Source organism: uncultured Treponema sp. (assembly GCF_934725225.1).
Classification (GTDB): domain Bacteria; phylum Spirochaetota; class Spirochaetia; order Treponematales; family Treponemataceae; genus Treponema_D.
The window spans coordinates 104,843-123,497 of the sequence record NZ_CAKVAM010000002.1 but is presented as its reverse complement, the minus strand read 5'-3'; the positions used below and the strand labels follow the sequence as shown (position 1 = coordinate 123,497).

Here is an 18,655-nt window from a genome sequence, read left to right as displayed (position 1 = left end):
AGTAGAAAATATACATTTTATTAGCCTATAGCATATATTAAACCACAGTTTCATTTAGCGTCAAGCATATACAAAAAGAAAAAAGTAGCTTTTAGAATATAAATAATGGATTTACAAGACACATTTATTAGCAATCTGAAAAGATTCCGTAAAGAGCAGAACATAACTCAGGAAAAACTTGCGGAACTTTGCAAAACAGACACTTCCTACATCGGGCAGATTGAAACAAAGAAACGTTTTCCTTCTCTTTCATTTGTTGAAAAAATCGCATCGGCACTTAAAGTTGAGCCTTACAGACTTTATATGCCGCAAGACTCAAGCAATGATTCTGTTTCCGCGGAAGAACTAAAGCTGATTGAATCTGAAATCCTGCGCGCTTTAAAAACTGATATAAAAAAAATCGTAAAAAAACACGGTTTGTAAAGGCGCAGAATTTTCAATTCTAGAACTTTGCAGTTCCGCCGATTTTTATAAGTGAAGGATAACCTACTTCAATATTCGCGCCGAATTTTTCAGTAAAGAAATATGAAGCTCCAAAGTTTATTCCCGCATAGAAATTTGTTCCATTCTCTTTGATTGATTCTTTCTTAGTTTCATACCACTGGTTGTCAAGACTGCCATCGTTACCCCAAATTGATACGAGAACAGGTTGCTTGTAATCAACTTTCCAGTTCCAGAATTCAAGTCCAAGACGAAGCCCGGCATAAACATCAAGTTTTTCTACAGGAACTTGAATATGATAATTTGCAAGCGCACCCAAATTGATGTAATTCATTTCGCCTTTCCATTCAATATCCGGAGCATCAACCCAACCAGCAACTGAAGCGCTTTCTTTCATCTTGTCTTGAGAATATCCTATGAATCCGCCGAATCCAAGAGGAAGCCCGCCAAGTTTTTTTGTGTACTCAACAGAAGCTTCAAGATACGGAACTTTCATAGAGCCGTCATAAGGCAAACTTTTCCAGTGCCTAGAAAATCCAATGTCGCCACGGACAATAAAATCTCCTTCCTCAATTCCCGCTCCATAGTTCTTCCAGTCAACATTCTGCGCCTGCATAAAGCACAAAACTCCCAAAAGACAAAACCCAGCAACCAATAGCTTTTTCATAAAAGCCCTCCAATAAAAATAATATAACTTCATTCTACCCCCCCCCGACTTTTGTCAAGAGGAAAGAAGCGATTTTTTACAAATTATAAGAACCTTTTTTCATAAAAGGTCGCAAAACAAGCGACTTTTTTACAATTAAACTGACAGTTTCAACCTTGACGATAAAAATTCTTTTGAATAGACTGAAAGAATGAAAGATAGAATTTATTTTAACAACGGCTGGGAATTTTCTCCGTCATTCAATGAAAAGATGCTAGATTCAAAATACAGAGGAAAATTCGAGCAGGTAAGACTTCCGCATTCGGTTTGCGAAACTCCTTTTAACGGATTCGACGAAAGCTCATATCAAAAGCTGAGCGTTTACAGAAAAATTTTTAAGACAGAAAAGGAATGGGCAGGAAAAAAAATTCTTCTTACAATAGAAGGCGCGGCTCATCAATGCGATGTTTTTTTAAACGGAAAATTTCTTGCAAGGCACAGCTGCGGCTACACGGCTTTTACAGTTGACTTGACGGATTCACTTTTGCCGGCAGGAAGAAACAACTTGCTTGCATTAAAGTTGGACAGCCGCGAGTCTTTAAACATTCCGCCGTTTGGATTTGTAATCGACTACATGACTTACGGAGGAATCTACAGAGACGTTTACCTTGATATAAAAAATCCTATTTATATAGAAGACATTTTTATAAAAACCAAGGCGAGCCATTTTGAAACAGAAATAACTTTGAATTCTTCTGACGCGGAAGGATATTCAATTGTTCAGCGAGTTGAAAGCTCAAGTTCTGTAGTGGCGCAGATAAACACAGGAGTTCCGGGAAACAAAATTCTTACTGCGGCAGACGCACAGCCAGTTCATCCCTGGACACTTGAGCAGCCGGTTCTTTACAATCTTGTTACGGAGCTTATAAATCCAAAGGGAAAAATTGCAGACAAAAAAACTGTAAGATTCGGATTCAGGGAAATAAAATTTGACGAAACTGGATTTTATCTCAACGGAAAAAAAATAAAGCTTCGCGGACTAAACAGACATCAGTCATACCCGTATGTGGGATACGCAATGCCAAAGAATATTCAGAAAGAAGACGCCGACATTTTAAAATTTGAGCTTGGCGTAAACTATGTAAGAACCTCGCATTATCCGCAAAGCAAATATTTTATAGACAGATGTGATGAGCTTGGAATTCTTGTGTTCACGGAATTTCCAGGCTGGCAGCACATTGGAGACGATGCCTGGAAAGCGCAGGCACTAGAAAACGAAGATGAAATGATTTCGCAGTACAGAAATCATCCTTCAGTATTTATGTGGGGCGTAAGAATAAACGAAAGCAAAGATGATGATGAATTCTACAAGGCAACAAATTTCCTTGCGCACAAAATAGATTCAACTCGTCCAACAAGTGGCGTAAGATGCATTAAGAACAGCAACTTGCTGGAAGACGTGTATACTTACAACGACTTTAGCCATTCTGGTAAAAACGCCGGAAGCCTAGACAAAATCAAAATTACAAAAAGCCACGGCGGATATTTAGTAACAGAACATTCTGGCCACATGTTCCCAACAAAGTCATTCGACACAGAGCAAAGAAGAACCGAGCACGCAATAAGGCACGCCACTGTTCTTGACAGCGTTGCATTGCACGATGACTGCGCAGGCTCAAGCGGATGGTGCGCATTCGACTACAACACTCACAAGGAATTTGGTTCCGGGGACAGAATTTGCTACCATGGCGTAATGGATATGTTTAGAAATCCAAAGCTGGCAGCGGCAGTCTATAAAAGCCAGGAAGATTTTACCGGGGATTTTATTGAAGTAAATTCCAACATGAGCATTGGAGAGTACAACGAAGGACTTTTAGGCGACCTGTGGATTTTTACAAACGCTGATTCCGTAAAGCTTTTTGTAAACAACATTTTTATAAAGGAATTCAAAGCATCTGATTCACCGTTTAAAAATCTTGCGCACGGACCGATTCGTGTTGACGACATAATTGGAAACAGACTCATCGACGAAGAAGGAATTTCCGCAAAGCACAGTGAAAAAATAAAAGAGCTGATTTTTGCAATAAAAAAATTCGGACAGAACAATCTTCCGGCAAAGTACAAACTGGAAGCCGCAAAACTTTTTGCAATGCGCGTTATTTCAAAAGAAAAACTAATCGCGCTCTTTGGAAAATACATAGGCAACTGGGGCGGAGAATCTTCTTCTTATAAATTTGAAGCGATTAAAAACGGCAAGACTGTAAAAACTCTAGTAAAGTCAATGTGCCAGAACGCAAGCTTAAAAGCGAACGTCAACCGCACAGTTTTAATAGAAGAAGAAACTTATGATGTTGCAGAAGTTCATTTGCGGGCAGAAGATGAAAACGGAAATCTTCAGCCTTTTATGCAGGAAGCTGTAATTGCAGAAGCGGAAGGCGCAATTGAGCTAATCGGACCGAAAGCAGTTTCTCTTAAAGGCGGAATGTCCGGCATTTACGTAAAAACAACTGGCACAGCCGGAAGAGGAACTCTAAAGATAACCGACTGGCAAGGAAAAGAAACCAAGATTAATTTTACTGTAAAAATTAAGAAATGACAAAAAAATTGCCGTGCATATCAGTCTTATGAAGTGCACGGCAACAATATTAAAATGCCACTAACAAAATTCAGATTATTCTATTAGTTTGCCCCCGGATGTTTCTTAAACCAATCATCCCATGCAGCATCAACATTTTTGCAATAACTGTCTTTTTCTTCTTGGGAAATAAAAGCAGCCTTGTAGCCGTTCTTGATAATTTCTTTTATTTCATCCAAGGAGAAATTCTGATCTTTGTAAATATTCCAGTATTCATCAATAAGCGAAACTTTAAAGAATGTAGGATCGTCTGTATTCAGCGTAACAAAAACTCCTGCATCGTAAAGTTTTTTTACAGGATGATTTTTCATATCGCCATTAAATTCTTTTAGGATAAAAATGTTGCTCGTAGGACAAACTTCAAGCGGGATTTTATTTTCCGCAAGATACTTCATAAAATCAGCATCTTGAGCAGCGGCGATTCCGTGGCCAAGACGTTCAGCCTTGCAAAGTTCCAAACTGTCTTTCATAGAAAAAACGCCGCAGCTTTCTCCGGCATGAGTTACAACATGAAGTCCGTTTTCTTTTGCTTTTACAAAAACATCCTTGTATTCCGCGGCAGGTCCTTTTTTTTCATCTCCGCCAAGCCCGATTCCAACTATATAAGGATTTTTTTCAGCAAGCACAAGATCCAGATTTTTCATTGCGTTTTCAACGCCAAATGAGCGGCTCACATCAACAATGAGTTTTACAGTGCGCCCGGAATTTTTCTTTATGCGCTCAATGTTTTTTTGAACAATGCTAATCATGTCGTGGAAACTCCAGCCTTTCTTTAAATGAGAAGTCGGGCTGAAAAAAGTTTCGCAGTAGACAATATTGTTTTTGTCTAAGTAATCTTCAAAATCCTTGAACATATATTCAAAGTCATTTATGTTTGTAAAGTAAGACTGGATTTTTATAAAGGAAGAAAGAAAGCCCGTCAAATCATCGTATTCAAAAAGAGAGTTGAATTCCTCATCTGACATATCCTGATTGAAATTACGCTTATAAACTTTCTTTACGGTTTCCCTGCTTAAAACAGCTTCCTCGTGAACATGAAGCTCGGCTTTTGGAATACTTTCCAGCAAATCATAAAATTCTTCTTTCTTCATATAAAAGATATTATAACACAGAATGCTAAAAATCAACAGGATAAATTTACCAAAAGCAATTTTACTTGACAGCGCATTTTTTCCATAGTATTTTAATATTGCATGATTCCTTGCCAAGGCTTTGAGAATCTGCAAGGAATTATTTATGTCAAAAAGACTTTACGTTGGAAACTTGAGCTACGCAACAACACAAGACACATTAAGCTCATTGTTTTCTGCTTACGGAAATGTTGTTTCTTCAACAATCATAATTGACCGCGACACAAACCAGTCAAAAGGTTTCGGCTTTGTTGAAATGGAAGATTCTGCGGAAACAGACAAGGCAATCGCTGAGCTTGCAGGAAAAGAAGTTGACGGACGCAAAATCCGCGTAAACTATGCAGAAGAAAAAAAGCCTCGTGAGCGTTCAGGATTTTCAAGAGACGGCGGAAGAAGATTCGGTTCAAACGATTGTCGCAGAAACGGAGACTACTAGAACATCATGGTATTCCTTCCGAATGAGTTTTCAGAATATCTAGCTCAAGACTGCAACCGAGCGGACTTTATACAGAAATGGCTTGAAAGCCGCGGTGTAACTTCCAACCGTGTTGTAATAGACGGAAAGAATCACATTTTAGTTCAGTTCGGCTCTTCAAGCTATAATTCTCAGTTTAAAATAAAAACTGTAATTGCCCACCATGACAGAGTTCCAGAAAGTCCTGGCGCAAACGACAACAGCGCAGCTGACTGGCAGCTTATGAACTGGGCAGTGTGGCTAAAAAATTATCCTTCATTCCATAATGTAAGAATTTTTTTTACAGACGGAGAAGAGCTTGGCTGGACTGTAACAAACCAAGGCGCATTTGGAATTGCAAAAACTTTTCAGCGTCTTGGAATTACAAACGATGATGTTTATGTTTTTGATGCTTGCGGACGCGGTGAAATTCCGATTCTTTCAAAAAGCGGATTAAGCTCTCTTGCTTCTGCAAAATTCAAATCGCAGTTCAATGACCTTTACACAAGAACACAAAATATTTTAAAACGCGCCACAGACGGCAGATGGATGACGCTTCCAGTTCCGTACAGCGACAACGCATCTTTTCTTGCCTGCGGAATTCCGGCAGTCGCAATTACACTTTTGCCAGCAGAAGAAGCTTCGCTTTATGCAAGAAAAATCAACAGCGACAAATCTCTTGAAGACGCGGTAATGAACAGGGAATCTTCAAAGCAAAAACGCCTTGCAGAAAACATTCCGGATTTTTCATACAAAGAGCACCTGCCCTACACTTGGCGACTTTTCCACACACAGAATGACAACATAGATTCTCTGACTCCGGCAAGCTTTAAAGTAATGGAATCGATTTTAAAATCCCTTGCGGAAAGCAAAACGCCCTGCTAATTTCCAGCCTGACTTTTAGCCACATTTTTTGAATTGTAAATAAAAACAAGAATTGCAGTTCCGATTATAATAAAATATCCTGCAATGCTAAAAACGTCCGGAATCTGATCAAGAAAAACAAATCCAAGAATTCCTGCAAAAACAATATTCGAATAATCATAAATTGAAATTTTTGAAGCCGGCGCATTGAAGTAAGCGTTTGTCATTCCAAACTGACCGCAAGCGGCACCAAGCCCAGCGCAAAGCAAAATCAGAACTTGAAACAAAGTCATAGGCGCATGGAAAAAGAAAACAAATGGAATTGCAAGCACGCTCGAAAAAATTGAAAAGAACACAATTATAAGATCGCCGCAAACATTATACGAATGAAGTTTTCTTACAAAGCAAGACGCAAAGCCTGCTCCCATTCCGCCGACAAAAGCAAACAGAGCTGGAAAAACTTTTACAAAATCAAATGTAGGCTTAATGACAAAAAGCGAACCGGCAAAAACAACAATCAATGAAAATGCAGAAACTAAATTCGGTTTTTCACCAAGAATAAAAATGCTTGCAACAACTGCAAAGAACGGCGACATTTTATTCAGCATAGCGGCATCAGAAATATTCATAAAACCTAAAGCGTAAAAGTTTCCGAAAATTCCAAGAGAACCAACTGCCGATCTTAAAAGCAAAAATTTCCAAGCTCCACGCGGAACGTAAAGGACAGACTTGTCTTTTTTTGCCTTCATGCACAAAGTTGAAAAAGCAACAAAAAACGCAATGAGATTTCTAAAAAGAGTTTTCTGAACAAAAGGAAGGTTTCCTGCCAAACGCACGCAAAGTCCCATTACCGCAAATCCAAATGCGGAAAATAAAATCCAGCAAACTCCAAGCTTTAAATTTTCTTGCTTTTCCATATCCGAAGATTATAAAACCTTGCATTTTTTTTGTAAATTAAAATTCGGCGGAAATTGAATTTATTCAAAATGAAGTTTATTATAAAACGATGATTGAAAAAACTTGGACGGCATACGAAAAGAAAACTTTAAACGAATTTCTTCGTCAGAAAATTCCAGAGCTCCTTGAAGGCGAAATTTCCAACAGCAAAATCAGGCGCTTAATTGTTTCCGGCGCAGTCTACATAAATTCAAGGCAATGCAGAATTCCTTCATTTAAAATAAATTCTGGAAGCGCAATAAAAATTTTGCTTAACAAGGAAAAATTCTTTTTTGAAAAACAGCCGGAAGATGCAGATTTCGAACTTACAGAAAACGATGTTCTTTTTGAAGATGAATATTTAATCGCAATAAACAAGCCGCCTTTTCTTCCGACCGAGCAGACAATTACAGGTCAAAGAAAAAATGCCCACGACTGCGCAGTAAAATATTTGTGGCAGAAAAATCCCGCTCTTAGAAATCCGCCATACGTTGGAATAATGCACAGGCTGGACAGAGAGACAAGCGGAATTCTTTTATTCACAAAAAGCCGAAGCGTAAATAAAGACATTTCTGAAATGTTTAAAACCCGCGGAATAAAAAAAATCTACAGAGCGGTCTGCACTGGAAAACTTCCCGAACAAAAAGAATTCACAGTTGAAAATTTCATCGCGCGAATTTCACCAAAAAGCTCAGCTTGCAAAATGGGAATTGTTCCAGAATCAAAAGGCGGACTTTTTGCAAAAACTGACTTTAAAATAATTTCAGAAAAAAACGGTTTTATTCAAATTGACTGCCAGCTGCACACAGGGCGGACACATCAAATAAGAGTTCAGCTTTCAAGTGTGAATCTTCCAATTGCGGGCGATGAACTTTACGGCGGAATAAAATCGGACAGAATAAAACTTCACGCAAGAAAAATGGAATTTGTGCATCCGGTTTCAAAAGAAAAAATTATAATTGAATCAGAAATTCCAAAAGATTTTTTTAACTGAAAAATCAGTCGCCCCAAACGCCTGTCTTTAATTCTTCAAAAGTTTTTTTCCAGCTTTCGTAGCGCGCCTTCGAAATTTTTCCTTCCTCAACAGCTTTGCAAATTGCACAGCCTTTTTCTTTTATATGCGAACAGCTCATTCCAAAACTGCATTTTCCAATAAACGGAAAAAATTCTTTGTAATAAAGCGCAAGGTTTTCCGCGGAAATTCCATGCAGCAAAAAAGTTTTTACGCCCGGAGTATCGATTATATTTGCGACCGCATCTTTTCTTCCGCCCATAAGAGCTTCGTTCAGCTGAAGATGAATCAGAGTGCCTTTTGTTGTTGTGTGAGTTCCCTTGCCGTATTTTTTAGAAAGGCTTCCAGTTTTTAAAACAACATTGTTATCAAGAACATTTATTATCGAACTTTTTCCAACGCCGCTTTTGCCAACAAAGGCGCAAGTTTTATTTTCAATGAAATTTGCAAGTTCTTCAATTCCTTCGCCAGTTTTTGCGCTTGAACGGATTATCTTGTAGCCCATTTCTTCCCAGTTCAAAATCCGCTCTTTAAATTCATCCGACTGCGGAAGCTCATATTTATTGCAGACAATCACTGGAGTTATTTTTTGAAAGTCAGCCTGAACAAGCGCACGGTCAATAAAACGCGGCTTAAACGGAGGCTCATCTGGAGTTGTAACAATCAGAAGATAATCCAAGTTTGAAGCAAGAACCTGTGGCTGCCTTTTTTTTACGTTCCAGCGGACAAATTCATTTTTGCGGGGAACAAGATTTTTAATAAGACCTTTTTCATCTTCAAGCGAATCGTCGTCCAAAATGACAATGTCGCCCGGCGCAAGCGGATTGTAATAGCCTTTTCCGTCTTTTAAGATTTTTCCTTTTAAAGAACATTCGCGGACAAAACCGTCATCGCATTCAACCTGAAAAACATTTTTACTTCCGTCTAAAACAAGTCCATTCATATAACTAATAAAAGTAAAAAAGAAAACTCAAACTGTGTCAAGGGGAAAATTTTTGCTAGAAATATTTTGAAAAAACAGTAAAATGCTCTTGACCAAATTTGTTTTAGAGTATATTATACTAATCACGTTGAAAAACGGATGGGCTACTAGCTCAGTAGGTAGAGCAACGCCCTTTTAAGGCGTGGGTCTCGTGTTCGAATCACGAGTAGCTCAGTAGAAGGCACTTGGTTTTCAAGTGTCTTTTTTTATTTTAAATATTACTTTCAAACATAAAAGTTAAAACATTTTTATTTTACAACTTTCCAGTCCGCGCCATTTTTTCCGCCGAAAACTTTTGTTCTATTTTTAAACTTTCCGCAGTTTTCAGATAAAAACGCAATGTCGTAGCCGCTCATCAAATCGTCAGGATGATAATGAAGTTCAACACAAGACTCTTTTCCTTCCGCAGTAAAAAGGCTCAGCGCATTATTCAAAACGATTATATCAGAAGCAACTAGAATCATTTTTTCAAGATGCCGGTTTTTATATTGCGACAAAACAAATTCAAGCTGAAGTTTTTGAATTGCAGAAAATGAAAAGTCCGCATTTTCTTTCAGCTCCAAAAAACGCGAAAAATTTTCAAGGAAAACAGAAGGCTTTACATGAAGCGGAAATAAAATCAAATTGAACCAAGGAACGGCTCTGCCTTTGTTGTAAAAAATATCGGCAGCAAAAGAAAATTTTCTTGCTCTTTCAATGTCTTGCTGTGAAAACATTTTTGTTTTTAAAACATTGTAAGGCGGTTCTTGCTGCCACACAAGACCAAGAGATGCGGCCTTGTCATGCAAATCTGTTCCCGGCAAAACGCTAAGACAAAAAAGTTCAAGATTATTCGGATAAAGAGAAAGCGCAAAATCCACGCTCTGTTTGAATCCAGAAAAAGTGTCGCCAGGAAGTCCGAAAATCAAATCGAAGCCAAACACAACTCCTTCTCGGTTTAGAATGCCGATATTTTTTACAAATGTTTTTTTATCAAAGCTCCTGTTCAGTAGAGCAAGAACTTCTTTATGCATACTTTGAAGTCCAAACTGAAGGCTGCACGGAATAGAAGCAAACGCCTTGGCAAGTTCCTTGTCAATAAATTCTGCGCGGGCTTCAAAGCTAAAAAATGTCTCAGGCGATTTTCTTTTTATAAGCTGAAGAATTTCCAGCGCGCGTTTTTTATTCGCATTGTAAGTCGGATCAAGAACAAAAACTTGCGGCACTTTTTTTTCAGCAAAAAATTCAAGTTCACGTTCTATGCGCTCCATTGAAAAATACTGAACTTTTTTTTCGCCTTTGCTTTCATAGCAATACGAACATTTAAAAGGACAGCCACGTGCAAGTTCCCACAACGCGCCACAATAATCAGAAGGATTCAAAGTTCCATCAAGCCACGGTGAAGATAAATTTTGCAATAACGGAGGAAAACTTCGGCACAAGGAATTTTTCTTTTCACCTTTTTTATAAACACCTTGAATTTCAAAATTTTCGTTTTTATTTTCAGAATTAAAAAGTTTATTTAAAAGCTGCGGAACAGACTCTTCGCCTTCACCGCAAACAGTCCAGTCAAAATTTTTAAATGAAAGAGGAGATGCTGTAACTTCAGGACCTCCAGCAATAAGAATTGCAGAAGGAATTTTTTCCTTTATTTTTTGCGACAAACTTTCAAGCTGCGTTCTGTTCCACACAAAAACGCTAAAGCAAACTGCAAAAAGATTTTCAGCGCAGGAAAAAATTTCAGATTCAATTTTAGAGGAACTTTCACCTTCAAGAGAAAAAGAAGCCAAGCGGACTTCAAAAATATTTTTTGTAAGCGGACTGTTTTTTACAGCGGAAGCAATGCAAGCGGTGCCAAGAGGAACAGCCTGAGGAGATGTTTCCGCCAAAGCAGTAACGCAGTAAACAATCTTGCTCAAGCGTCCTCCAAGAATTTACGCCTTTACTTGGAAGTGGCTGAACACCATTCCGAAACTTGCTCTTCCTTGTGTTACAGAGCGAAGGTTTGTTGAAAAGCCGAACATTTTCGCCATTGGAGCTTTTGCATGAATTACATTTTCGCCTGACTTTTCATCCATGCTCACAATCATTCCGCCACGCTGCGTAATCTGGCTCATTGCGTCCCCAACAAATTCAGAAGGACATTCAATGTCAACTTCCATTACAGGCTCAAGCAGTTCAGGAGTTGCGGACTCGCACGCTTTATCAAACGCTTCGGCAGCGGCGGCTTCAAATGCAAAAGTAGAAGCTGTAAGCTCATCGTATTTTATATCAGTTACAGAAACCGCGATGTCTGTGCAAGGATAACCCATTCGTATTCCAGAAGCAAAGCAACTTTCGATGCTCTGTTCAATCGCTTCATAAATTTCTTTTGGAATTGAATTGTCATGCACTGCGCAAGTATAAGAATTTCCAGCGCCAGTTTCTCTTGGCTCAATATGAATCGTGAGGCAAGCCGCATTTTCTTTTCCGGCAAGAACTTTGCTGAACTCTTCCTTATAATCGGCGGAAGTAGAAATTGACTCTCTGTAAGTAACCTGCGGAGAACCAACTCTGCACTGAACTTTAAAGTCGTCTCTGATTCGAGTAACAAGAACATCAAGGTGAAGCTCGCCCATTCCAGAAATAACAAGCTGCCCAGTTTCTTCGTCATCACGGAAAGTAAACGTGGGATCTTCGCGGCTAAGAATTTCAAGAGTTTCCTGAAGCTTCGCACGGTCGCCCATCGTTTCAGGCTCAATTGCAATTGAAATAACCGGCTCCGGGAATTTCACGCTTTCAAGAAGAATAGGCATTCCTTCGCTTCCCAAAGTATCTCCAGTCTGCGCAAATTTCAAGCCGACAAAAACTGCAATGTCGCCCGCGCTTACGCTGTCCATCTGCTCCATTCGGTTCGCATTCACACGGAGAATTCTATTTACACGCTCGCGCTTTTTTTTGCCAACATTGTAAACCTGTGTTCCAGTTGAGATTTTTCCAGAGTACATTCTCACAAAGCAAAGAATTCCTGCCTCGCGGTCATACTGAATTTTAAACACAAGGCCAGCGGGAGTTTTTGAATCAGGATCGCATTTTACAAGAACTTTTTCCTCTTCATTTTTCTTTACATGAATTCCTTCAGCTGGAGGAACTTCATCTGGCGAAGGAAGATAAGCGACAATCGCATCAATGAGAGGCTGAACTCCCTGATTGTGCCGGCTTGAACCGCAAAGGAACGGAACAAGAGTTCTGTTAATTGTAGCTTTGCGCAACGCAGACATAAGCTGCTCAACAGAAATTTCTTTGCCTTCTATATAAAGGTCTGTAAGTTCTTCGTCATTTGAAGCGACTACATCAACAAGTTTTTCACGCCATTCCTGGGCAAGTTCTTTGTATTCATCGCTGATTTCTGATTCTGCAAATTTTTCGCCTTCAGTTTCTGCGTCCCATCGGATTTCTTTCATTTTAAGAAGATCTATAACGCCTTCAAAGTCCTGCCCGCTTCCCATAGGAATTTCAAGGGCAACAGGCTCGCAACCGAATTTTTTGCGGACATCTTCCATTGCACCAAAGAAGTCTGCGCCGACTCTGTCCATTTTGTTTACAAAGCAAATGCGCGGAACATGAAATTCATCTGCCTGCTTCCAGACAGTTTCAGTTTGAGGCTGAACCCATCCAACAGCACAAATGACGGCAACAGCTCCGTCGAGAACACGCAAAGAACGTTCAACTTCCGCAGTAAAATCAACGTGGCCCGGAGTGTCAATGATATTTATTTTGTAGCCTTTCCATTCTGTTGTGATTGCAGCCGAAGCGATTGTAATTCCACGCTCCTGTTCCTGCTTCATAAAATCCATTGTAGCCGCGCCGTCATCAATTTCACCGATTTTATGAATTTTTCCAGAATAATAAAGAATTCTTTCTGTTGTGGTTGTTTTTCCAGCATCAATATGAGCCATGATGCCAATGTTTCTCATTTTTTCAAGCATATAGATTTCCAAAAATAAACGCGAAATTTTTTCAGTATTTTAAAAAAATACACACCAGATGTCAAGGCAAAGTATTTTTCCAAAAGTTTCTTTCTTTACATTTCAAGATGATATGATATAATTGTTTGGTGATATTTAAAAATTCAGTTTCAGCGGTTTTTAAATTCAGCAACTGGAGCAAGAGATGACAACGATTTTAATAGTTGATGATTCTGAAATTGACAGAGCGGTTTTAAAAAATATACTGGCAAGTTTCTACAATGTAATTGAAGCAGATTCAGGATATGCGGCGCTTGATGTTCTAAACAATCCGGCGTTAAAAATTGACGGACTGATTATTGACATAAACATGCCCGGGCTAAGCGGATTTGAAGTGCTCAGTTTGCTAGACAAGTCAAGGCATTCGGGAATGGTGATTCTGCTCATTTCTTCAGAAGCCAAAAAAGACAACATTATAAGAGCCGCAAATTTCGGAGCGTCAGGATTTTTCAAGAAGCCTTATGACAGCGAGCAGATTCTTTCAAAACTGAAATCAATATTCGCAAAAAAAGTTCTTGCCGATTCAATGCTAAAAGGAACAGTTTCAGACAAAGAACTCAAGGCGACAATTCTTTATGCGGACAAGCTTCGCCGTGTTTATCTAACTTATCTCAAAGCTGAAAAAAAGAACGACGACCTTTACATTCACGTAAGTGAAATTGTGCATATCATGCTTGAAAATTATTTTGCAACAAAAGCTCCAAAAGATCTTACGCCGGAAGGAATTGAAATAATCAGCCGCGCGGCATATTTTTACGACATAGGCAGAATGATTGTAAGCCACGAAAAATTCAAGGTTTATTCCCAGTCAGAAATCGATGACATTCCAGAAACGCACACAATTGCAGGAGCGGATTTTGTTGGTGTGAACAGCTCTCCAAGTGTCGCATATTTTGTGAAAGTCTGCTCTGACATCTGCATGCACCACCACGAACGCTACGACGGAAGAGGAATGCCTCACGGACTAAAAAGCAGCATCAACAACATCTATACCCAGATGTGCGCAATCGCAATAGAATTCTGCATAAACTTTTTTTCCGCGGAAGAAATAAGCGCAGCCGAATTCAACATGGCAATGAACACAATTTTGGAAGACAAAGACGCATTCCGGCCGGATGTAATAGAACTTCTTAAAAACAGTCAGGACGACATTCTCGCCTGCTACACATAAAAAAATTGAATTTTCTGCGGATAATTCGTATAATCGATTTATGAACTACGGATTTTTCAGAGTTGCAAGCGTTTCACCTTCACTTTCTGTGGCGGACTGCGACTTCAACTCTAAGCAGATAATTGAACTTGTAAAAAAAGCCAGCGACAAAAAAATAAAGCTTCTCGTATTCCCGGAACTTTCTATATGCGCCTACACTTGCGCCGATTTATTCGCACAAAAAACTCTTCAGGAAGAATGCTATATCGCCCTAAAAAATATTTGCACGGAAACAAAAAACTGCAATGTTCTTTTTTGCGTCGGACTTCCTGTTGAACTGGATTCAGAAAGATTCAACTGCGCAGCTTTTGTTTACAAAGGAAAAGTTCTTGCTTTAATTCCAAAATCCTTTATTCCAAATTATTCTGAATTCTATGAAAGCCGCTGGTTTGCTTCATTTTCTGAAAACACCGTAAAACAAATTTCACTTTGCAAAGGCTTGGAAGACATTCCGTTTGGCACAGATATTTTTATTCAGGACGAAAATGATTCTTCTATAAAAATCGCCGCGGAACTTTGCGAGGATTTGTGGGTTCCGTTTTCACCTTCAACAAGGCACGCTTTAAACGGAGCTACGATAATTGCAAATTTAAGCGCAAGCAATGAAGTTGCCGGAAAAGCAGAATACAGACGAACGCTTGTGGCAGGTCATTCCGCAAAAACCGTAAGCGCGTACATTTACGCAAACGCAAGCCACGACGAAAGTTCCACCGATATGATTTTTAGCGGGCACAGCATTATCGCAGCAAACGGTGCAATAAAAGCTGAATCCGCACTTTTTGAAAACACGCAGGAATTTCTTATAGCGGACATCGACTTGGAAAAACTCACGCAAGACAGAATCAAGTCCACAACTTTTTCAAGAAGCACAACCTTTGCAAAATCTGAATACAAGACAATTTTTGTAAGCGGACTTCAGCAAGAAGTTTTTGCCGACAACATAGACGAACAGCTTTATGAAAAAATTGCGCTTCATCCATTTGTTCCTTCTAACATTCAAAAAAGAAAAGAAAGATGTTTTTCAATAATTGAAATGCAGTCAGAAGGACTTGCAAAAAGGCTAAGGCACATTCATGCGCAGGGAGCAGTCATAGGACTTAGCGGCGGACTGGATTCAACTTTGGCGCTTTTAGCATGCGCAAGAGCTTTTGACAAATGCAATATTTCAAGAGAAAAAATTTTTTCCATAACAATGCCCGCATTCGGAACAACAGACAGAACTTTCAACAATGCCTGCCTGCTTGCAAAAGAAATGGGAACAACGTTAAAAGAAATCAATATCAAAGACGCTGTGATTCAGCATTTTAAGGATATAGGGCAAGACATAAACACGCACGATGTAACTTACGAAAATTGCCAGGCACGCGAGCGCACTCAAGTTCTTATGGATTTTGCAAACAAGTGCAATGGAATTGTAATCGGAACTGGAGATTTAAGCGAACTTGCGCTTGGCTGGTGCACTTACAACGGCGACCAGATGAGCATGTACGGCGTAAATTCCAGCATTCCAAAAACTTTAGTCCGCCATCTTGTTTCTTGGTTCGCTGACGAAGCATTTGAAAAAGGAAACAAAAATCTTTCTGATGTTTTAAATGATATTCTTGCAACTCCTGTAAGCCCGGAGCTTCTTCCGCCTTCAGAAGGAAAAATAAGCCAGAAAACAGAAGAAATTGTAGGTCCTTACGAGCTTCATGATTTTTTCCTTTACTATGTTTTGCGCTGGGGATTTTCTCCGCGGAAAATTTATTTTCTTGCGCAAAAAGCTTTTCTTGGAAAAGAAGATAAGGCGACAAAAACAATATACACAAAAGAAATCATCTTAAAATGGCTCAAGAATTTCTACAAACGGTTTTTCAGCCAGCAGTTCAAAAGAAGTTGTATGCCGGACGGAGCAAAAGTTGGAACAGTAAATCTTTCGCCAAGAGGAGACTGGAGAATGCCTAGCGATGCAAGCGCACAGATTTGGATAAAGGAAATTGAAAAATGCTAAGCTATCAGCACGAATATCACGCAGGAAACCTTGCAGACGTTTTAAAGCACACTTGCCTTTGCCTGATTTTGGATTCCCTTTGCAAAAAAGAAAAGCCTTTTACAATAATCGACAGCCATTCAGGAGCCGGAATCTTCAGCCTTGATGACGAGCGGATTTTAAAGACAAACGAAGCGAAAGACGGAATAGAAAAAATATACAGATTTTACAAACGGACTTCGCAGGAATTTCCGCACGGACTAAAAGAATACATCGAGCGCGAATCTCCTTATCTTGAAGAAAAAAAATACGCAGGAAGCCCGGAACTTGAGCGCCTTTATTCAAGAGAAAAAGACAGCCTCCATTTTATAGAAAAACATCCGCAAGCACTTGAATCTTTAAAAAGCAACATGAAAGGCCGCAAAGTCATAATTCACAACGAAGACAGCTACAAGGCACTTTGTGCGCTCACACCGCCGCTAATAAAACGCGGACTTGTTCTATGCGATCCAAGCTACGAAGATGCAGAAGACTACAAAAAAATCTGCGACGCATTAAAAACTGTAAGAAAAAAATGGAACACAGCAATAATTGCGCTTTGGTATCCGCTTTTGCTCCGCCGGAAAAATGAAACTTCACAACTTTTAACAGAACTTGAAGACTTCTGCAAGCTAGGAACAACTCCTTGCGAAAGCTTTAAAGTTGAACTAATCACGAAAAATCCAGAGGAAACAAAAACAGAATCCGGCTCTCATCTTTACGGAAGCGGAATGTTTATAATGAATCCGCCATGGAAGCTAAAAGAAGACTTGGAAAAAAACTGCGCATTTATAAATAAAATCCTCGAAATTTTATAAGCTTAGTTATCGTACCACTCTTCTCTTATTGAAATCGAGCCAAGGTGAAGCAATTTGCTATAGGACGGAGAATAGCTTGAATCCCGCCCTACGGAAACTGCCCACATATCAACATACCAGACGCCATCTTCGGAACTGGAACTTGACCAGCTTACATCTTCATCACTTGAAACCGGAAGCGGATTATCATTGTCAGTTTTCTTGAAGTCAAATCCGTAGCCTGAGCCGGAACTCACATTGCGCAAAGGCTTTCCAATCAAAGTTACGCCGGTTGAGCCAGAAACATAGCTTTCCATTGCAGAAGTTCCGTAGCAGACAACGGCAGAATATTCAGCTGACCATTTAATGCTATTCAGGCGGATATAAACATAGCGGTCATCATTTTTTTCTGGAATCAAAGGAGTTTGGTTATAGGAAGAAAACAAAAGCGTCTTGTAATTTCTTGAATTTATAATATTTGTTGCCGCCGCCGAAACATCGCTGCTTGAGTTCAGCGAATCAATAGAACTTTGCGCGCTGACCATTGCAGAATAGTTATTATAAATTTTGTAATAAACTTCAGTTCCAAGAAAAGAAAAATCGGACGAGCCGTAATCAGAATTGTCGCCCTCTTCATTAGTTAAAAAAGAAAAATAAAGCTGAGGTCTATCAGTGCTTGTATATTTTGTTGTGTGTCCGTCAGTTTTTGGCGGTTCAAGGTAATAAAAAGTATCAAGCCCGCAACTGGCAAAAAAAAGCATGGCAAATAAAAAAAAGGCGGTCTTTAATTTTTTTGCAAAACAAACACCGCCAGTTTTTTCTTTATAAGAATAATGATTTTTAGTCAATTTTTCCTTTTGCCTTTAAATCAATAAGGCGGCTTTCAGAAAGGTTTGCCCATTCATATCCACTGTAAGAATCAACAGTTTTTTGATAAAGCTCTGCGGCGTTAGAATAATTTCCTGAAAGTTCTGAAACTCTTGCGGCATTAAAAAGCGCATGGGAAGCAAGGTAAAAATCCTTGTCATCTGCGGCAGCCTTATAATAAGCCACAGCATCATCATTTTTGGAAAGCTCCTCTGCGCAAACACCTGCATTGTACATGCATTCTGCATAAGTATAAGCCTTTTTAGAAGCATTCGCAGCCTTTAGATAACAGTCAAGAGCTTTTGAAAAATCTTTCTTTGCAAAGGCAATGTCAGCGTAAAGCATATTGGCACGAACGCCGGCAACATTCTTTTTTGAAAGATAAGGAGCAAGAGCTTCTTCTGCTTTTGCCTGACGAGAAGCAATTTCATCGTCTTCAATTCCGCCGGACTTTGAAACATAAGAATATTCAATTGAATCAATAGCAGCAAGATCCTTTTTCTTATTTGAATCAGAAATTGCAAACACAGCGCAAACAACTACAGCAGCAACAACTAAAACAGCCACACCGCAAAGAAATATTTTTCTATTTTTAATAATGAAATCTTCAATTTTTACATTTGCAGTAGCTTTTTTTTCCTTAGACATTTTTTACTCCGAATATTTTTTTATTATATAGAATATCAT

At 39.2% G+C, this 18,655-nt stretch carries 16 protein-coding genes and 1 tRNA gene; 9 read left to right on the top strand and 8 right to left on the bottom strand.

The annotated features are described in order from the left end of the window. Window positions 1-105: 105 nt before the first annotated feature. Complete coding sequence (locus Q0H92_RS03410; protein WP_296011970.1) at window positions 106-423, top strand: helix-turn-helix transcriptional regulator; 318 nt, start codon at window positions 106-108, stop codon at window positions 421-423. A gap of 19 nt (window positions 424-442) precedes the next feature. Here Q0H92_RS03410 and Q0H92_RS03405 read toward each other — a convergent pair whose 3' ends face one another. Beyond that, window positions 443-1,108: an outer membrane beta-barrel protein gene (locus tag Q0H92_RS03405; RefSeq protein WP_296011968.1), complete on the bottom strand. Its 666-nt coding sequence runs from the start codon at window positions 1,106-1,108 to the stop codon at window positions 443-445. A 190-nt stretch (window positions 1,109-1,298) separates the two neighbouring features. Here Q0H92_RS03405 and Q0H92_RS03400 point away from each other — a divergent pair, with 190 nt between their 5' ends. Further along, complete coding sequence (locus Q0H92_RS03400; RefSeq protein WP_296011966.1) at window positions 1,299-3,683, top strand: glycoside hydrolase family 2 TIM barrel-domain containing protein; 2,385 nt, start codon at window positions 1,299-1,301, stop codon at window positions 3,681-3,683. An 83-nt stretch (window positions 3,684-3,766) separates the two neighbouring features. On the opposite strand, the gene add is transcribed toward Q0H92_RS03400, so the two are convergent. Then, entirely contained in the window at window positions 3,767-4,813 is a 1,047-nt protein-coding gene (gene add, locus Q0H92_RS03395; protein WP_296011963.1) for an adenosine deaminase, read from the bottom strand. A 145-nt stretch (window positions 4,814-4,958) separates the two neighbouring features. On the opposite strand from add, the gene Q0H92_RS03390 reads away from it, so the two are divergent. Both Q0H92_RS03390 and Q0H92_RS03385 read left to right on the top strand, forming a co-directional pair. Then, the gene (locus tag Q0H92_RS03390; protein ID WP_296011961.1) at window positions 4,959-5,288 is read left to right on the top strand and encodes an RNA-binding protein; all 330 of its coding nucleotides are present in this window, start codon (window positions 4,959-4,961) and stop codon (window positions 5,286-5,288) included. Between the two features lie 6 nt (window positions 5,289-5,294). Further along, window positions 5,295-6,191, top strand: a complete 897-nt coding sequence (locus Q0H92_RS03385; RefSeq protein WP_296011959.1) for a M28 family peptidase — start codon at window positions 5,295-5,297, stop codon at window positions 6,189-6,191. Here Q0H92_RS03385 and Q0H92_RS03380 read toward each other — a convergent pair. Beyond that, a complete protein-coding gene (locus Q0H92_RS03380; RefSeq protein ID WP_296011957.1) occupies window positions 6,188-7,087 on the bottom strand; it encodes a DMT family transporter in 900 nt (299 codons plus the stop codon). The two genes, Q0H92_RS03385 and Q0H92_RS03380, sit on opposite strands and share 4 nt — an antisense overlap. 89 nt (window positions 7,088-7,176) lie before the next feature. Between Q0H92_RS03380 and Q0H92_RS03375 the strand changes: the two genes are divergently transcribed. Next, window positions 7,177-8,100, top strand: coding sequence for an RluA family pseudouridine synthase (locus Q0H92_RS03375; RefSeq protein ID WP_296011954.1), 924 nt, complete (start codon window positions 7,177-7,179; stop codon window positions 8,098-8,100). 4 nt (window positions 8,101-8,104) lie between these two features. Here the strand turns inward: Q0H92_RS03375 and rsgA are convergent, their stop codons facing one another. After that, window positions 8,105-9,061 (bottom strand): ribosome small subunit-dependent GTPase A, encoded by a 957-nt coding sequence (rsgA, locus tag Q0H92_RS03370; protein WP_296011950.1) that lies wholly within the window; start codon window positions 9,059-9,061, stop codon window positions 8,105-8,107. Between the two features lie 140 nt (window positions 9,062-9,201). On the opposite strand from rsgA, the gene Q0H92_RS03365 reads away from it, so the two are divergent. Further along, window positions 9,202-9,274, top strand: a tRNA-Lys gene (locus tag Q0H92_RS03365). Between the two features lie 74 nt (window positions 9,275-9,348). Here Q0H92_RS03365 and Q0H92_RS03360 read toward each other — a convergent pair. Both Q0H92_RS03360 and fusA read right to left on the bottom strand, forming a co-directional pair. Beyond that, window positions 9,349-10,998 (bottom strand): B12-binding domain-containing radical SAM protein, encoded by a 1,650-nt coding sequence (locus Q0H92_RS03360; protein ID WP_296011947.1) that lies wholly within the window; start codon window positions 10,996-10,998, stop codon window positions 9,349-9,351. Window positions 10,999-11,013: 15 nt separating this feature from the next. After that, the gene (gene fusA / locus Q0H92_RS03355; protein WP_296011942.1) at window positions 11,014-13,047 is read right to left on the bottom strand and encodes an elongation factor G; all 2,034 of its coding nucleotides are present in this window, start codon (window positions 13,045-13,047) and stop codon (window positions 11,014-11,016) included. A 184-nt stretch (window positions 13,048-13,231) separates the two neighbouring features. Between fusA and Q0H92_RS03350 the strand changes: the two genes are divergently transcribed. The 3 genes from Q0H92_RS03350 to rlmJ are packed head-to-tail and all read left to right on the top strand — an operon-like array spanning window position 13,232 to window position 17,122. Further along, on the top strand, window positions 13,232-14,257 hold the full coding sequence (locus tag Q0H92_RS03350; protein WP_296011941.1) for a response regulator: 1,026 nt from the start codon (window positions 13,232-13,234) through the stop codon (window positions 14,255-14,257). 40 nt (window positions 14,258-14,297) lie between these two features. Further along, entirely contained in the window at window positions 14,298-16,286 is a 1,989-nt protein-coding gene (locus tag Q0H92_RS03345) for an NAD(+) synthase (RefSeq protein ID WP_296011938.1), read from the top strand. Further along, window positions 16,280-17,122 carry a 23S rRNA (adenine(2030)-N(6))-methyltransferase RlmJ gene (gene rlmJ / locus Q0H92_RS03340; protein ID WP_296011933.1) on the top strand — a complete coding sequence of 281 codons (843 nt, stop codon included), beginning with the start codon at window positions 16,280-16,282 and terminating at the stop codon, window positions 17,120-17,122. The genes Q0H92_RS03345 and rlmJ overlap by 7 nt, the downstream gene beginning before the upstream one ends. A 2-nt stretch (window positions 17,123-17,124) precedes the next feature. Here the strand turns inward: rlmJ and Q0H92_RS03335 are convergent, their stop codons facing one another. Next, a complete protein-coding gene (locus Q0H92_RS03335) occupies window positions 17,125-17,862 on the bottom strand; it encodes a hypothetical protein (RefSeq protein ID WP_296011930.1) in 738 nt (245 codons plus the stop codon). Between the two features lie 79 nt (window positions 17,863-17,941). Next, window positions 17,942-18,616: a tetratricopeptide repeat protein gene (locus Q0H92_RS03330; protein ID WP_296011928.1), complete on the bottom strand. Its 675-nt coding sequence runs from the start codon at window positions 18,614-18,616 to the stop codon at window positions 17,942-17,944. Window positions 18,617-18,655: the final 39 nt, after the last annotated feature.

Bases quoted from the DNA above. Each gene is read 5' to 3' on its own strand.
- Q0H92_RS03410 (WP_296011970.1), top strand. From the start codon at position 106: ATGGATTTACAAGACACATTTATTAGCAATCTGAAAAGATTCCGTAAA.
- Q0H92_RS03405 (WP_296011968.1), bottom strand. From the start codon at position 1,108: ATGAAAAAGCTATTGGTTGCTGGGTTTTGTCTTTTGGGAGTTTTGTGC.
- Q0H92_RS03400 (WP_296011966.1), top strand. From the start codon at position 1,299: ATGAAAGATAGAATTTATTTTAACAACGGCTGGGAATTTTCTCCGTCA.
- add (WP_296011963.1), bottom strand. From the start codon at position 4,813: ATGAAGAAAGAAGAATTTTATGATTTGCTGGAAAGTATTCCAAAAGCC.
- Q0H92_RS03390 (WP_296011961.1), top strand. From the start codon at position 4,959: ATGTCAAAAAGACTTTACGTTGGAAACTTGAGCTACGCAACAACACAA.
- Q0H92_RS03385 (WP_296011959.1), top strand. From the start codon at position 5,295: ATGGTATTCCTTCCGAATGAGTTTTCAGAATATCTAGCTCAAGACTGC.
- Q0H92_RS03380 (WP_296011957.1), bottom strand. From the start codon at position 7,087: ATGGAAAAGCAAGAAAATTTAAAGCTTGGAGTTTGCTGGATTTTATTT.
- Q0H92_RS03375 (WP_296011954.1), top strand. From the start codon at position 7,177: ATGATTGAAAAAACTTGGACGGCATACGAAAAGAAAACTTTAAACGAA.
- rsgA (WP_296011950.1), bottom strand. From the start codon at position 9,061: ATGAATGGACTTGTTTTAGACGGAAGTAAAAATGTTTTTCAGGTTGAA.
- fusA (WP_296011942.1), bottom strand. From the start codon at position 13,047: ATGCTTGAAAAAATGAGAAACATTGGCATCATGGCTCATATTGATGCT.
- Q0H92_RS03350 (WP_296011941.1), top strand. From the start codon at position 13,232: ATGACAACGATTTTAATAGTTGATGATTCTGAAATTGACAGAGCGGTT.
- Q0H92_RS03345 (WP_296011938.1), top strand. From the start codon at position 14,298: ATGAACTACGGATTTTTCAGAGTTGCAAGCGTTTCACCTTCACTTTCT.
- rlmJ (WP_296011933.1), top strand. From the start codon at position 16,280: ATGCTAAGCTATCAGCACGAATATCACGCAGGAAACCTTGCAGACGTT.
- Q0H92_RS03335 (WP_296011930.1), bottom strand. From the start codon at position 17,862: ATGCTTTTTTTTGCCAGTTGCGGGCTTGATACTTTTTATTACCTTGAA.
- Q0H92_RS03330 (WP_296011928.1), bottom strand. From the start codon at position 18,616: ATGTCTAAGGAAAAAAAAGCTACTGCAAATGTAAAAATTGAAGATTTC.